Origin of the sequence: Rugamonas rubra (genome assembly GCF_900114705.1) — a bacterium.
GTDB lineage: Bacteria > Pseudomonadota > Gammaproteobacteria > Burkholderiales > Burkholderiaceae_D > Rugamonas > Rugamonas rubra.
On record NZ_FOTW01000033.1, the window covers coordinates 13,382 to 27,260 of the forward strand.

Below are 13,879 nucleotides of genomic sequence, written 5' to 3' on the forward strand. Positions count from 1 at the left end.
CACTGGCAGAGTGATAAATTAGCAATATATATTGATTTGAAATGTTATTATTAAGTCACTTAACATGAAAATCACTCGATAAAGGCAAGCATGCATTTCAAATCACGTCGCAATTTTCTCAAATCGATAGGCGCCGCGTCCGTCGTCTCCACACTGGGCGAGGCGGCATTCATGTCGCACGCTTACGCGAATAGTTTCGCCGGCGCAAGCGCAGCCAGCCAAGGGGGCCTACCCGCCGATGCTCGGCCCACGCTGGGCATCGTCGGCGATCAAGTCACGTCGAAATTCTATTACGTGTCGCCCAGCAAATTGACCGTCGCCTACCAGGCGAACGGCTACCTCACCTGGGCCCTGGCGCTGTCCGGCCAGCGGCTGCGTATCGTCTTCGACGACACCATCGATCGCGACAAGCCCGACAAGCCGGTCAATTCCATCTTCGCGACGCCAGGAGCGACCGTATCCGGCGATTTCCTGAAGCAGGTCCAGGCTTGCATCGACATGGGCGTGAGCGACATCATTTGCATGGGGGGCCAGAACGACCTTGTCGGCGGCACATCCCTGGCTAGATTGCAAGAGGCATGGACGGCGGCGATTCAACTGGCCGTCAGCAACAACAAGCGCGTCTGGTGGCTGACGCAAACCCCGCTCGACAAGGAGAAGCTAGCCGTCCGGGCGGATATCATCAAGCTGAACCAGTGGATACTGGCGCAGGGTACGGCCTACTCAGGGGTGCACATCATCGACGTCGCCAGCAGGGTCTGCGGATCGGTGGCGGGCGCCGGCGCGCCGGGCGATCCGAGCGCATGGTGCAAGGGCTACAGCAAAGACGGGGCCACACCGATCAACGTCGGCGCCTATTACATGGGCAAGGCGATCGCCGAAGTGTGGCGGCAAGAACTGCCAAACGACTTCTCCCTGGCGCACGATCCGCTCGACGACATCCAAGGCGATCCGCGGTCCTGCAACATCGTACACAACAGCCTGTTCACCGAAACAGGAATCACCGGCTTCAACATGGCCGACCCCGGTGTCGGCTACACCAAGAATTTCGAGCTCGTCTTCACCGACGGCATCGGCAGTGGCGCCGTGGGCGTGGCCGAAGTCAAGGATGGCAAGGTGGTGTCGCTCATCGTGGAAAACTCCGGCGTGTACAGCGTCGCGCCGAAGGTCAGCTTCGAAAAAGGCGACGGCCACGGCGCCGTGGCAGAGGCAACTTTGGGCATCGCCGGTTTTGTCGGCTTCGCCGAGCGCGACGCGAAAACCACCGTGACCAGCATCGCCCCGCTGGGCGACGGCGCCAACGAGGCGGCGGTGACTGTGAACTATCCGGCCTGGCAAGCCATCGGCGGACTCGCCTATGGCTACACGATGACGAGCGCCATGGCCAACCATATTGGGCCGCAAGACAAGTTCTCCATCCGTTGCGTTGTGACGCGCAACGAAGCACTCCCTACGACCGACCGCTTGGCGGCGATCGGACCGGTGGTCAAATGCTTCCTCGGCCAGGACATGCCCGAGTACAGCTTCGTCAGTTGCCGATACTCCGCCGACGACAGCCGTTTGCCCGAGGGCTTTACCGCCGTGTTCCTGACCCCGCCAGCCAAATCTGGGTTGGTCAGCAATATCACCTTGTATCTCCAGGCCGCAAACGACAACACCAATACGAGAGACACCACCGCCAGCTTCAAGCTGAGCCGCTTCAGCTGCATCGTCGAACCGTCGAAGCAATTCGCTGCCGTGGAGAAAAGCCAAGTCAAATTCAACCCGGGACACTACTGCACCGTCTACCCCAATTGGGAGCCCTTCAGGTTCATCACCGAGCAGGACAGCTTCAACCAAGACGTCCGAAATGGCTCAAATGGTCTGTTGGAAACCACTGCGGCATGGCGCGGCATCGAACTGCCCTGCTATTGGCGCGAACTGGAGCCGAACGAGGGGGAATACCAGTATAAAAAAATCGAGGATTGGCTGGAGGCGTTGGGCGAATACGTCAACAAGAACGGTGTCAACGTGAAGAAACACCTGATCGTCTATCTCTTGTCCGACAGCTACAACCGGCAGGCGAAAGATTCCTTCCCCGACTACATCCTCGCCGAAGGCTATGCTGACGGCGGAAAATATGGCGGAGTGTATCCGCACAACTTTAGCGGGAGTACACCACGGGGCTTCAAGGCAAGGTACTTCCATCCCAAGATCCAGGAGCGCTTGATAGCGCTGGGGAAGGCACTGGCCGCAAAGTTCGACGACCACGAACTGTTCGAAGCCTTCCGCATGGATGAAACTTCGCCGGGCGAAACCTTCGCCCACGATTTCCCCAAGGAGCGCACCAATTACGTCGAGGGCCAGATCAACATCGCGCACCAGATCAACAAAGCGTTCAAAAAGACCATGTTTATCATGGGATTCAATTACGTCGCAGACCAGAAGTTCTCGCGCGCAGCCCGCATGTTCATCCAGGCCGGCGTGGGGATGGGCGGCGTCGACTTGGTGATGAGCGACAGGGCATTGGCTGGACGCTACCAATCCTACGACATCATCAAGGCCGCCTCGCCTTATGTGCCGAGCGTGATCCACTTCGACGGCGGCAACTATATGAGCAACGCCAATACCCCGCAGGACATCACCAAGCTGGTCGACTACGCCAAGGACCGCCTACATGCAAGCCATATCTGCTGGAATCGGAAGTATGATCATAATACTCCCAACGCGATTTGCGACTATCGCCATCTGACGTCCTATTTGAACACCTTGCACACGCAGGAGGAATGGGAAAGTGCCGCCGGCCGCACCGGCGGATTGATCACCGAACGCCCCTCGTCGATCGCCTAGTTTCAAGTAGCGCTAGCTTGCGCCCGGCATGTCAGGGCCGCGCCAGCGACGGGCGCAGCTGGGCATGGTCGTCGCGCCAGCGCAGGGCGAACAGCGCCGCCATCGCGATCTCGACCACGACGGCGCTGCCGATTCCGGCGCCGGCGTGGCCGCTGGCGAATTCAAACACGCCCAGCGCCGCCAGAATCGCGCTGCCCAGCGCGAAGCCGGCACACACGCTGGCCCGGGCCACCCCGGCCGGCGCCTCCCGCACCAGGTAAAGCGTCAGCGCCAGCGCCGCGAAGAGCGCGGCATTGCGGCGCGCCACGATTCCGGCCGAGTCGGCATATGCTACGTCCCACGTATGCAGCAAGGTGGCGGGTGCGAACATCCAAGCACAAAAGAGCACGGCGCAGAGGGCGCTGGAGAGCTGCGCCAAGGTCTTGAATCGGATCATCATTGAATTCCTTTGCTTATGGGTGGAGGGACGGCCGGCGCCGCCCGCGTGGCGGCGCCGTGTAGAAACAGTTGGATCATTTCCGCGTAGTGCGGCGCGAGCGGCGCGGCGGGCGTGGCCAGCCAGCGCGTCAGCACGGCCAGGCGCAGGAACACCAGGTATTCGGCCATCCGCTCGGCGCTGGCGTCGGCGCCGACCTCGCCTTCGCGCTGGCCTTGGCGTATCAGGTCGACGATCAGGCATTCAAAATCGTCGCGCTCGGGCGAATTTTGGCTAAGCTGCTGGCGGCCCAAGCGGTAGTAGAGGTAGGGAGCGACATAGGCGCGCATGCTTTCGGCGTAGGCAGCCTCTATCTCGAACACATGGAGGAAGCGCGCGGCGATACCAGGCAGGCCCGGCGCCACCGCGCGCGCGTCGGCGCGGCGCAACTGCAAGTCGTCTTGGAAACGTTGCTGGATAAGGGCTTCCTTGGCCGGAAAATGCTTGTACAGGGTGCCGCGCGCGACATCGGCGGCATGGGCGATGGCCTCCATCGTCACCGCCTCGTAGCCCAGCTCCTCGAACAATGCCCAGGCGCAACGCAGCAAGTGCTCCTTGGACTGTTGCAGTTTGCGCGCGCGGCGGCCGGGCGGCGCCGGGTCGGCGCGGGAGGTGTCGGCGGTCGTCATGTCGGGCCTTATTGTTGAACAATGATTATAACTATACATTGTTCAGCAATATTCCGCCACAAGCTACATGGAAAACCAAGCAACCCTGGGCCGGGCCATCTAGACTCAGATCAAGCCCGCTACATTTGAGCAAGACTACCCGTCTTAGTTATCCAAAATCACAACTTACATCAAGGAAAGTGTTCTCCCCTACGCTTAGCATGGCTACGACATCGAGATTTTGAGCGATGTCATGACCCCATAAAAAAACAAGGTGAACCACATGAAGAAGACCCACAAACTTGCCGCCTCCTGGCTCGCCGGCGTAACCGCCGCCCTCTGCATGTCCCCAGTCGGCAGCGCCCCTGTCGCCAAGCTGGCGGCCGACGGCCTGCCCATTGTGGTGCAGGAGCTGGTGGCGCCGCCATCGCTGCCGCCGCGCATCACCCGCAAGACCGCCGCCCACGTGGTGGTCAACCTGACGGTCGAGGAAATCGAGCGCGAGATCGCGCCGGGCACCCGTTACACCTTCTGGACCTTCGGCGGCACCGTGCCGGGCAAGATGATCCGCGTGCGCGAGGGCGACACCGTCGAACTTCACCTGCTGAACCTGCCTGACAACAAACTGCCGCACAATATCGACCTGCACGCCGTAACCGGCCCAGGCGGCGGCGCCGGCCAGACCCTGATCGCCCCGGGCAACGAAGCCAGCTTCACCTTCAAGGCGCTGGCACCCGGCCTGTACGTCTACCACTGCGCCACCGCGCCGGTCGGCATGCACGTCGCCAACGGCATGTATGGCATGATCCTGGTCGAGCCCAAGGAGGGCATGACCCCGGTCGACAAGGAATACTACGTGATGCAGGGCGACTTCTACACCACCGGCGGCTACCGCGCGCCCGGCCTGCAAGCCTTCGACATGCAAAAGGCCATCGACGAGAAGCCGACCTACGTGCTGTTCAACGGCGCCGACGGCGCGCTGACCGGCGCCGGCTCGCTGACCGCCAAGACCAACGAGTCGGTCCGCATGTACTTCGGCGTCGGCGGCCCGAACACCACCTCCAGCTTCCACATCATCGGCGCGATCTTCGACAAGGTCTACACCGAGGGCGGCAAGCACTTCCAGGAAAACGTGCAGACCACCATGGTGCCGGCCGGCGGTTCGACCATCGTCGAGTTCACCCCGCGCGTGCCGGGCAACCTGACCATCGTCGACCACTCGCTGACGCGCGCCTTCAACAAGGGCGCCATCGGCCTGCTGTCGGTCAGCGGCCCGGACAACTTCGCCATCTACGGCAAGGGCGTCAAGACCCCGCTGCCAGGCGCCAAGCCGGCCGCCAAGCCAGCCGCCAAGCCGGCCGTGGCCGTCACGCCGGCGCAGAAGGTGCGCGGCAAGGAAGTCTACGAGGCCAATTGCGCCGCCTGCCACCAGTCCGACGGCAAGGGCGTCGCCGGGGTCTTCCCGCCGCTGGCCAACTCGGACTTCTTCCAGGAGCGCCCTTACGAGATGGGCCACATCGTCATCAACGGCCGCAGCGGCGAGCTGGTGGTCAACGGTGAGCACTACAACGGCGTGATGCCGCCGCAGGATCTGAGCGATGAGGATGTCGCCGCTGTCATCAACTATGTCAGCACCGACTTCAACAAGGGCAAACCTGTGCTGACGCCGGCCCAAGTGCGCGATATGCGCAAGGTGAAGTAATGCGCCCGGGCCTGCCTCGCCGCGCCACACTGGCGGCGCGGGCGGCCCTGGTCGGCCTGCTGTATGCCGGCAGCGCCGCCAGTGCCCTCTGCGCGGACGGCGCTCCGATCACTCCAGTCAATCAGCCAAGCGCGGCGCCGGCGGTGCTGGCCGCCCGCGCCGGCATGGGCGGCGACTACCGCCCGGTGCGCGGCGGCCTGCTGCGCAGCGTGCTGCCCGGCGACGGCGTCGACTCGCCGGCGCTGGTGGCGCCGTTCCAACTGCGCACGCGGCCGGTCAGCAACGCCGAGTTCCGCGCCTTTATCCAACAACATCCCGAGTGGCGCCGCGGCGACGTGGCCGCGCTGTTCGCCGGCTCCACCTATTTACGCGGCTGGAGCGGCGCCGACGATCCGGCGCCGCTGGCCGACAACGCTCCCGTCGTCAACGTCAGCTGGTACGCCGCCCAGGCCTATTGCGCCAGCGAGCAGGCGCGCCTGCCGCGCTGGCACGAGTGGGAATTCGCCGGCGCCGCCGACGACAGCCGCGCCGACGCACGCGACGATCCGGCCTGGCTGGCACGCATCCTCAACTGGTACTCCCGTCCCGGCAACACGCCGCCCGGCGCCATCGGCCAGGGCACGCCCAACTACTACGGCATGCAGGACATGCACGGCCTGGTGTGGGAGTGGGTGGAGGACTACAACGGCCTGTTCGTCAACGCCGACAGCCGCGCCAAGGGCGAGCAGAAGCAGCTCGACTACTGCGGCGGCGCCGCCGTCACCCTGGCCGACCGGCGCAACTACGCGGTGCTGATGCGCCTGGCCCTGCTGGCCGCGATGGAGAGCAACCAGGACGGCGCCAACCTGGGCTTCCGCTGCGCCCGCGACGCCGTCCCCACAATCAAAGAAAGCACACCATGAAACGCCGCACCTTCCTGCAATGCGCCGCGCTGGCGGCGGCCGTCGCCCCGCTGAGCGGCTTGCACGCCGCCGCCCTGCCCGGCGATTCCCTGTACCGCCTCAACACCGCGCTGGTGGACACGCAGAACCAGCGCTTCACCCTGGCCGACCTGGCCGGCAAGCCGCTGCTGGTCACCATGTTCTACGGCGACTGCAACACCGCCTGCCCGATCGTCATCGAGAACCTCAAGCAGACCGTGACGGCGCTCGGCGCCAGCGGCAAGAAGCTCACCGTGCTGATGGTCAGCCTCGATCCCTTCCACGACACGCCCGGCTCGCTGAGCCAGCTGATGACCACCCACAAGCTCGACCCGCGCCAGTTCCGCATCGCCGTGGCCAAGGACGAGAGCCAGACCCGCATGCTGGCCTCGGCGCTCAACATCAAGTACCGCGTGCTGGGCGGCGGCGAGATCAACCACACCACCCGCATCACCCTGCTCGACGGCGCCGGCAGCGTGCTGGCGTCCAGCAGCAAGCTCGACGTGACGCCCGATCCGGCCTTCGTCAAACAACTGCTGGCGGCGCTGAAGCCGGTCTGATAGCGGCGGCAATCACCCCGCAACCCGCGACGCCACGGGGTCAGACCCCATACGGGGTCTGACCCCTTCGCTTGTGGGGGGGCGGCCCCGCGCGCTCTCGAAGAACCTTAAAAACGGGCCGGACGGCCACGGAATTAACTTGAATCAAGAACCCGCGAAATTGCCGCGACTTTGGTTGACCATACCATAGCTAGTGATTAACCTACTCGTATCAACTACATCTAGTGACGAGGAGTGATCGTGGCAGCAGTTAATTTCCATAGCAACATCATCAAACGCGACGGCAGCACGCAGGCGTTCGACATCGCCAAGATCGTCTCGGCGCTGCAGCGCGCCGGCGAGGCCAGCGGCGAATACGACGCCCACACGGCCGGCAACCTGGCGCAAACGGTGGTGCTGCGACGCAGCGCCGTCGACCATCACAGCATGCTCACCGTCGAGGTATTGCAGGACATCGTCGAGAACGTGCTGTACGACGCCGGCTACCGCAAAACCCTGCGCGCCTACGTCATCTACCGTTCGCAGCACCAGGCGCTGCGGCAAGACCGCAAGTCGCTGATCGACGTCGAGTCCTCGATCAACGAATACCTCAACCAGCAGGACTGGCGCGTCAACGCCAACGCCAACCAGGGCTACTCGCTGGGCGGCCTGATCCTCAACGTGTCGGGCAAGGTGATCGCCAACTACTGGCTCAACCACGTCTATCCACCGGAAGTGGGCCAGGCCCACCGCGAGGCCGACCTGCACATCCACGACCTCGACATGTTGGCCGGCTACTGCGCCGGCTGGTCGCTGCGCACCCTGCTCAACGAGGGCTTGAACGGCGTGCCGGGCAAGGTCGAATCGGGCCCACCGAAGCACATGTCGAGCGCCATCGGCCAGATCGTCAACTTCCTCGGCACGCTGCAAAACGAGTGGGCCGGCGCGCAGGCCTTCAGCTCCTTCGACACCTACATGGCGCCTTACGTGCGCAAGGACAGCCTGAGCTACGCCGACGTCAAGCAGTACATCCAGGAGCTGATCTACAACCTCAACGTGCCGTCGCGCTGGGGCACCCAGACACCGTTCACCAACCTGACCTTCGACTGGGTCTGCCCCGAGGATCTGCGCGAGCAGGTGCCGCTGATCGCCGGCCAGGAGATGGACTTCTGCTACGGCGAGCTGCAAGACGAGATGGACATGATCAACCGCGCCTATATCGAGATCATGATGACCGGCGACGCCAAGGGCCGCGCCTTCACCTTCCCCATCCCGACCTACAACATCACCGAGGACTTCGCCTGGCACAGCCCGAACGCCGAGCTGCTGTTCGAGATGACGGCGCGCTACGGCCTGCCCTACTTCCAGAACTTCATCAACTCGGAGCTCAAGCCGAACATGATCCGCTCGATGTGCTGCCGCCTGCAGCTCGACCTGCGCGAACTGCTCAAGCGCGGCAACGGCCTGTTCGGCTCGGCCGAGCAAACCGGCTCGCTCGGCGTGGTGACGATCAACTGCGCCCGCCTCGGCCACCTGCACCAGGGCGACGAGGACGGCCTGCTGGCCGCGCTGGACCGCCTGATGGAGCTGGGTAAACAGAGCCTGGATATCAAGCGCAAGGTGATCCAGCGGCATATGGACAACGGCCTGTTCCCCTACACCAAACGCTATCTGGGCACGCTGCGCAACCACTTCTCCACCCTGGGTGTGAACGGCATCAACGAGATGGTGCGCAACTTCAGCGGCGACGAGCACGACATCACCAGCACCTGGGGCCGCGCCTTCGCCCTGCGCCTGCTCGACCACGTGCGCGCCCGCATGCTCGAGTTCCAGGAAGAGACCGGCCATATGTACAACCTGGAGGCCACGCCGGCCGAAGGCACCACCTACCGTTTCGCCAAGGAGGACCGCAAGCGCTTCCCGGCGATCCTGCAGGCCGGCACCGACGACATGCCCTACTACACCAACTCCTCGCAGCTGCCGGTCGGCTACACCGACGACCCGTTCGAGGCGCTGGAACAGCAGGACGAGCTGCAGCGCAAGTACACCGGCGGCACCGTGCTGCACTTGTACATGACCGAGGCGCTGTCGAGCGCGGACGCGTGCCGCACGCTGGTCAAGCGCTCGCTGAGCCGCTTCGGCCTGCCCTACATCACGATCACGCCGACCTTCTCGATCTGTCCGAAGCACGGCTATTTGAACGGCAGCCACAAGTTCTGCCCGAAATGCGATGCCGATCTGATCGCGAAAAAGCAGCTGGCCGTCGCCTGACCGACGCTGCGCACCCCAACCACAATGACCTAGGAATCACCATGACCGATCTGAGCCTGACCCTGCACGCCGCCAACCAAACCGTGATGCTGGACGACAGCGAGCGCCAACCGTGCGAAATTTGGACCCGCGTGATGGGCTACCACCGTCCCGTCTCGTCCTTCAACACCGGCAAAAAAGGCGAGTTCTACGAGCGTAAATACTTCCAGGAGCCGTGCGCGGCTACCTGCCACTAAGATGGAAGCGCGCCTGGTGAGGATGGACGGCGGCGCCGCAGCGGCGACGCGCCAGTTGAAGGTGGGCGGCGTCACGCCGTTCAGCGCCACCGACTACCCCGGCCAGTTGTCGGCCGTGGTGTTCGTGCAGGGCTGCCCGTGGCGCTGCGGCTACTGCCACAATCCCCATCTACAGGCGCGCCCGAGCAACAGCCCGATGCCGTGGCAGCACGTGATGGCGCTGTTGGAGCGCCGCGTCGGCCTGATCGACGCGGTGGTGTTCAGCGGCGGCGAGCCGACCATCGACCCGGCGCTGGCCGGCGCCATGCGGCAGGCGCGCGCGCTCGGCTTCAAGGTCGGGCTGCACACCGCCTGCATCTACCCCGAACGGCTGGCCGAGGTGCTGCCGCTGATCGACTGGGTCGGCTTCGACGTCAAGGCGCCGTTCGCGCAGTACGCCGGCATCACCGGCGCGCCCGACAGCGGCGAGCAGGCGCAGGCCTGCGCCCGCCTGATCGTCGACAGCGGCGTCGACTACGAGTGCCGCACCACCATCCATCCGACCTTGCTGCGGCCGCGCGACATCGTCGCGCTGGCCGGCACGCTGGCCGGCATGGGCGTGACCAACTACGTGCTGCAGGAATTCCGCCCGCAGGGCTGCAACGACGCGGCGCTCAAGGCCCACGCCCAGCCGGGCTACCCCGGCCAGGACGTGGTCGCCCAGGTCGAGGCGCTGTTCCCCCGCTTCACGCTGCGCCGGCCGCATTGACCCGGGACAGAATCTAGGGTCAGACCCTTGGGTCTGACCCTGGCTCTTCGCCGTTGGGGTTCAGCATTCCCCTAAGCCGCCAACTCCCGCAGCTCGCTCATCAAATGGCATACCAGCGCGCTGGAGCAGCCCGAGCAGGCATACACCAGAGGCAGTGACACATTCGTGACAGCCATAGCTGATCCTTCGTATTTGGGGTAGAACAACTGTAACGCGCGGGCATCGGTCGAATCCTTGATTTGTATCAAAGAAACCGACCTTGGCCGAGTGTGACAATGGGCTCAACAACAACGCGAAAGCAAAAGGAAATCGAATGAGCACCATTGGCAATTACCTGGAACAGGACCACCACAGCTGCGACGCGCGCTACGACAAGGCGGAGGCGCTGGTCAACCAAGGTGACTGGGACGGCGCCGGCGCCGAATTCGCCATTTTCCGCCGCCAGCTGGAAGGCCACCTGGCGATGGAGGAGCAGGTGATGTTCCCGGCGCTGGAGCAGGCCATGGGCAGCGCCAACGGCCCCACCGCCGTCATGCGTAGCGAACACAGCCATATGCGCGCCATCCTGCAGGACATGCACGTGGCCATTTCGCAGCTCGAGCAGGACGACTTCTTCGACCACGCCGACACCCTGCGCATGCTGATGCGCCAGCATAATCTGAAGGAGGAAGGCATCCTCTACCCGATGGCCGACCGGCTGCTGGAACAGGCCCAGGCCGCCGCCGTGCTGACGGCGATGGCGGAGATGGCCAAGTCCAGCCACCACGGCGCACCGGCCGAGCACACGCAATTGGAAGGAGTCGCATCATGAACGCGCCCTACGACGACAACCACAACGGCGAGTGGGAAGAAACCATACTCGACGTCGGCGGCTTGGCGCCACCGGAGCCGATGGTGCGCGTGCTCGACGCGCTCGACCACCTCGGCCCGAACCAGCGTCTGTGCGTGCTGATCGACCGCGAGCCGCATCCGCTGTACGGCATCCTGGAGAAGAACGGCTACGCCCACCGCACCACGGCGCGCGCCGACTACCGCTATGAAGTGCGCATCTGGGAGCCGGTGCGCGGCACCCTTCCGGGACAGGCGGAACGACCACTTTGAGCTCCGCGCCTGCCACGCCATCCGTACGACGCGTGCTGGCGTTCGACCGTAATCCGCCGCTGTCGGCGCCGCTGCGCTACTTCCTCAGCGCGCCGCTGTTCGCCGCCCTGGCCGCCGCACTGCTGCTGTGGCAGGGCGGCGACGCACTGGCCTCGCGCTGGTCGCCGGCCACGCTGGCCCTGACCCATCTGCTGACACTGGGCTGCCTGAGCATGACCATGGTCGGCGCCCTGCTGCAAATTTTACCGGTGGTGGCCGGCGTGGCCCTGCCGCGCGCCGCCTTGACCACCGGGGTGGCCCATGTCGGCCTGTGCGCCGGCAGCCTGCTGCTGGCGGCCGGCTTCTGGCTGCAACGCCCAGCGCTGTTCCAACTGGCCATGGCGACACTGCTGCCGGCGCTGCTGATGTTGCTGTCGGCCTGCGCGCTGGGGCTGTGGCGCCACGCCGGCGAACTCAAACAACAGGCGCGCGGCGGCGCCAGCGCCACCGTCACCGGCATCCGCCTGGCGCTGGCCGCGCTGGCCGTCACCGTCACGCTGGGCGGCCTGCTGGCCGCCGCCTTCGCCTGGCCGGCCGGCTTCGCCCGCGGCGCGGCCGGCGTGGCGCAAGCCGCCGCCGCTTGGAGCGCCGCCCTCTTCCCCGGTCCGGCGGACGCCCCGCCGCTGCTCGCCCAATTCTCCGTGCTCGACCTGCTCGACCTGCACGTTGCCTGGGGGCTGCTGGGCTGGGTCGGCGTGCTGGTGGCCGGTGTCGCCTTCCAGGTGATTCCGATGTTCCAGGTCACCGAGCCATATCCGCATCAGCTGACACGTTGGTTCGGCACGGCGGCCTTCGCCCTGCTGGCGGCCTTGAGCCTGATGTATGGTCTGGGCGACGGCCTGCCACGGCAGACTGTCGCGCTGCTGCTGGCGGCCGTGTTCGCGCTGTTCGCGTTGACCACGGTGTGGCTGCTGGCGCGGCGCAAGCGGCCGCGCGCCGAACCGACCACCATCTTCTGGCGCTGCGCCATGGCCAGCCTGCTGGCGGCGCTGCTGGTCTGGTTGCTGCCCTACGCGCCGACGGCGCGGCCGCTGGCGCTGGGCGTGTTGATGATCGTCGGCTTCGGCCTGTCGTCGATCAACGGCATGCTGTACAAGATCGTGCCCTTCCTGGTCTGGTACCACCTGCAGGCGACGCCGGCGCGGGCCGCCGGCCAGGTGCCGGGCGTCAACCGCGTCATCCCCGAGCGCCACGCGCGCTGGCAACTGGGCCTGCATCTGCTGGCGCTGGCGCTGCTGCTGGCCGCCTGCTACCAGCCGGCGCTGTTGGCGCGGCCGGCGGCGGCGCTGCTGTGCGCCTCGTGTTTGGCCTTGTGGTGGAATCTGTTCGCGGCGGTGCGCTTGTACGGGCGCCTGAACGCGGTGGCGCCGAAGGGGGCCGCGCAGGCCAGCGCATAAGCCGCTAGTCGCGGCAGCGCAGCACGGCGGCGCCGTCGAAGTCGCCGGCGCGCAGCGCGTCCAGCGCCTTCTGCGCGTCGCGCAGGGCGAACGCGGTGGTGCGGGTGCGCAGCGGCAGCTCGGCGGCGATGCGGAAGAAGGCCTCGCCGTCGGCGCGCGTCAGGTTGGCGACCGAGCGCACGCTGCGCTCGCCCCACAACAAGGCATAAGGAAAAGCGGGAATATCGCTCATGTGGATGCCGGCGCAGACCACACTGCCGCCCTTGGCCACGTCGCCCAGCGCCTTAGGCAGCAGCGCGCCGTTGGCGGCGAAGATGATGGCGGCGTCCAGATCGTCCGGCGCCATCTCGTCCGAGCCACCGGCCCAGACGGCGCCCAGTTCGCGGGCGAAGTTCTGCGAGCGCACATCGCCCGGACGGGTGAAGGCGTACACCTCGCGGCCCTGGTGGCGCGCCAGCTGGGCGATGATATGGGCGGCCGCGCCGAAGCCGTACAGGCCGAGGCGCTTGCCCGGCCCCGCCATGGCGTAGGCGCGGTAGCCGATCAGGCCGGCGCACAACAACGGCGCCGCCTGTTCGTCGTCGTAACGCTCGGGCAGCCGGAACACGTAGCGCGCATCGGCCACCATGTATTCGGCATAGCCGCCGTCGCGGTCGTAGCCGGTGAAGCTGGCGTTGTCGCACAGGTTCTCGTGCGCGTCGCCGCAATAGGCGCAATGGCCGCAGCTGCCGCCCAACCAGGCGACGCCGACCCGCTCGCCGACGGCGAAGCCGGACGTCTCGCGTCCGGCCTGCACCACGTGGCCGACCACCTCGTGCCCCGGAATCAGCGGCAGGCGGTGGAGCGGCAGCTCGCCGTCGACCAGATGCAGGTCGGTGCGGCAGACGCCGCATACGCTGACCCGCAACAGCAGCTCGTGCGCGGCCGGCTGGGGGATCGCCACCCGCCGCAAGGCCAGGCCCAGCCCGGGCTGTTCCAACCGCAGCGCGGTCATGCTGCGGTCCGACGGCAGGC

The 13,879-nt window shown here is 65.5% G+C and carries 13 protein-coding genes; 10 read left to right on the forward strand and 3 right to left on the reverse strand.

The window, feature by feature from the left end:
- The first annotated feature begins 90 nt into the window (after positions 1 to 90).
- On the forward strand, positions 91 to 2,829 hold the full coding sequence (locus tag BM252_RS26625) for an SGNH/GDSL hydrolase family protein (RefSeq protein ID WP_139236765.1): 2,739 nt from the start codon (positions 91 to 93) through the stop codon (positions 2,827 to 2,829).
- A 31-nt stretch (positions 2,830 to 2,860) separates the two neighbouring features.
- Here BM252_RS26625 and BM252_RS26630 read toward each other — a convergent pair whose 3' ends face one another.
- Both BM252_RS26630 and BM252_RS26635 read right to left on the reverse strand, forming a co-directional pair.
- Positions 2,861 to 3,268 carry a hypothetical protein gene (locus BM252_RS26630; protein ID WP_139236766.1) on the reverse strand — a complete coding sequence of 136 codons (408 nt, stop codon included), beginning with the start codon at positions 3,266 to 3,268 and terminating at the stop codon, positions 2,861 to 2,863.
- Positions 3,265 to 3,933 (reverse strand): TetR/AcrR family transcriptional regulator, encoded by a 669-nt coding sequence (locus BM252_RS26635; RefSeq protein WP_174900696.1) that lies wholly within the window; start codon positions 3,931 to 3,933, stop codon positions 3,265 to 3,267. The genes BM252_RS26630 and BM252_RS26635 overlap by 4 nt, the downstream gene beginning before the upstream one ends.
- Before the next feature lie 262 nt (positions 3,934 to 4,195).
- Here BM252_RS26635 and nirK point away from each other — a divergent pair, with 262 nt between their 5' ends.
- The 9 genes from nirK (at position 4,196) to BM252_RS26680 (ending at position 12,865) form a co-directional block, all read left to right on the forward strand.
- Positions 4,196 to 5,614, forward strand: coding sequence for a copper-containing nitrite reductase (nirK, locus tag BM252_RS26640; RefSeq protein WP_093390697.1), 1,419 nt, complete (start codon positions 4,196 to 4,198; stop codon positions 5,612 to 5,614).
- Positions 5,614 to 6,516 carry a formylglycine-generating enzyme family protein gene (locus tag BM252_RS26645; protein WP_245774467.1) on the forward strand — a complete coding sequence of 301 codons (903 nt, stop codon included), beginning with the start codon at positions 5,614 to 5,616 and terminating at the stop codon, positions 6,514 to 6,516. The genes nirK and BM252_RS26645 overlap by 1 nt, the downstream gene beginning before the upstream one ends.
- Complete coding sequence (locus BM252_RS26650; protein ID WP_093390698.1) at positions 6,513 to 7,094, forward strand: SCO family protein; 582 nt, start codon at positions 6,513 to 6,515, stop codon at positions 7,092 to 7,094. The genes BM252_RS26645 and BM252_RS26650 overlap by 4 nt, the downstream gene beginning before the upstream one ends.
- A gap of 240 nt (positions 7,095 to 7,334) precedes the next feature.
- Entirely contained in the window at positions 7,335 to 9,344 is a 2,010-nt protein-coding gene (locus BM252_RS26655; RefSeq protein ID WP_425442375.1) for a ribonucleoside triphosphate reductase, read from the forward strand.
- A gap of 41 nt (positions 9,345 to 9,385) precedes the next feature.
- Positions 9,386 to 9,580 (forward strand): anaerobic ribonucleoside-triphosphate reductase, encoded by a 195-nt coding sequence (gene nrdD / locus BM252_RS32065; RefSeq protein WP_093390700.1) that lies wholly within the window; start codon positions 9,386 to 9,388, stop codon positions 9,578 to 9,580.
- A gap of 1 nt (position 9,581) precedes the next feature.
- Entirely contained in the window at positions 9,582 to 10,328 is a 747-nt protein-coding gene (locus BM252_RS26665) for an anaerobic ribonucleoside-triphosphate reductase activating protein (protein WP_245774468.1), read from the forward strand.
- A gap of 313 nt (positions 10,329 to 10,641) precedes the next feature.
- Positions 10,642 to 11,139 carry a hemerythrin domain-containing protein gene (locus tag BM252_RS26670; protein WP_093390701.1) on the forward strand — a complete coding sequence of 166 codons (498 nt, stop codon included), beginning with the start codon at positions 10,642 to 10,644 and terminating at the stop codon, positions 11,137 to 11,139.
- On the forward strand, positions 11,136 to 11,429 hold the full coding sequence (locus tag BM252_RS26675) for a DUF2249 domain-containing protein (RefSeq protein ID WP_093390702.1): 294 nt from the start codon (positions 11,136 to 11,138) through the stop codon (positions 11,427 to 11,429). The genes BM252_RS26670 and BM252_RS26675 overlap by 4 nt, the downstream gene beginning before the upstream one ends.
- Positions 11,426 to 12,865, forward strand: a complete 1,440-nt coding sequence (locus tag BM252_RS26680; RefSeq protein ID WP_093390703.1) for a permease — start codon at positions 11,426 to 11,428, stop codon at positions 12,863 to 12,865. Before BM252_RS26675 ends, BM252_RS26680 begins: the two co-directional genes overlap by 4 nt.
- 4 nt (positions 12,866 to 12,869) lie before the next feature.
- Here the strand turns inward: BM252_RS26680 and BM252_RS26685 are convergent, their stop codons facing one another.
- On the reverse strand, positions 12,870 to 13,859 hold the full coding sequence (locus BM252_RS26685; protein WP_093390738.1) for a zinc-dependent alcohol dehydrogenase family protein: 990 nt from the start codon (positions 13,857 to 13,859) through the stop codon (positions 12,870 to 12,872).
- Between the last annotated feature and the right edge of the window lie 20 nt (positions 13,860 to 13,879).

Excerpts from the sequence above, each read along its gene's own strand:
- BM252_RS26670 (WP_093390701.1), top strand. The coding sequence starts at position 10,642 with ATGAGCACCATTGGCAATTACCTGGAACAGGACCACCACAGCTGCGAC.
- BM252_RS26645 (WP_245774467.1), top strand. The coding sequence starts at position 5,614 with ATGCGCCCGGGCCTGCCTCGCCGCGCCACACTGGCGGCGCGGGCGGCC.
- BM252_RS26665 (WP_245774468.1), top strand. The coding sequence starts at position 9,582 with ATGGAAGCGCGCCTGGTGAGGATGGACGGCGGCGCCGCAGCGGCGACG.
- nrdD (WP_093390700.1), top strand. The coding sequence starts at position 9,386 with ATGACCGATCTGAGCCTGACCCTGCACGCCGCCAACCAAACCGTGATG.
- nirK (WP_093390697.1), top strand. The coding sequence starts at position 4,196 with ATGAAGAAGACCCACAAACTTGCCGCCTCCTGGCTCGCCGGCGTAACC.
- BM252_RS26650 (WP_093390698.1), top strand. The coding sequence starts at position 6,513 with ATGAAACGCCGCACCTTCCTGCAATGCGCCGCGCTGGCGGCGGCCGTC.
- BM252_RS26630 (WP_139236766.1), bottom strand. The coding sequence starts at position 3,268 with ATGATGATCCGATTCAAGACCTTGGCGCAGCTCTCCAGCGCCCTCTGC.
- BM252_RS26685 (WP_093390738.1), bottom strand. The coding sequence starts at position 13,859 with ATGACCGCGCTGCGGTTGGAACAGCCCGGGCTGGGCCTGGCCTTGCGG.
- BM252_RS26675 (WP_093390702.1), top strand. The coding sequence starts at position 11,136 with ATGAACGCGCCCTACGACGACAACCACAACGGCGAGTGGGAAGAAACC.
- BM252_RS26625 (WP_139236765.1), top strand. The coding sequence starts at position 91 with ATGCATTTCAAATCACGTCGCAATTTTCTCAAATCGATAGGCGCCGCG.
- BM252_RS26635 (WP_174900696.1), bottom strand. The coding sequence starts at position 3,933 with ATGACGACCGCCGACACCTCCCGCGCCGACCCGGCGCCGCCCGGCCGC.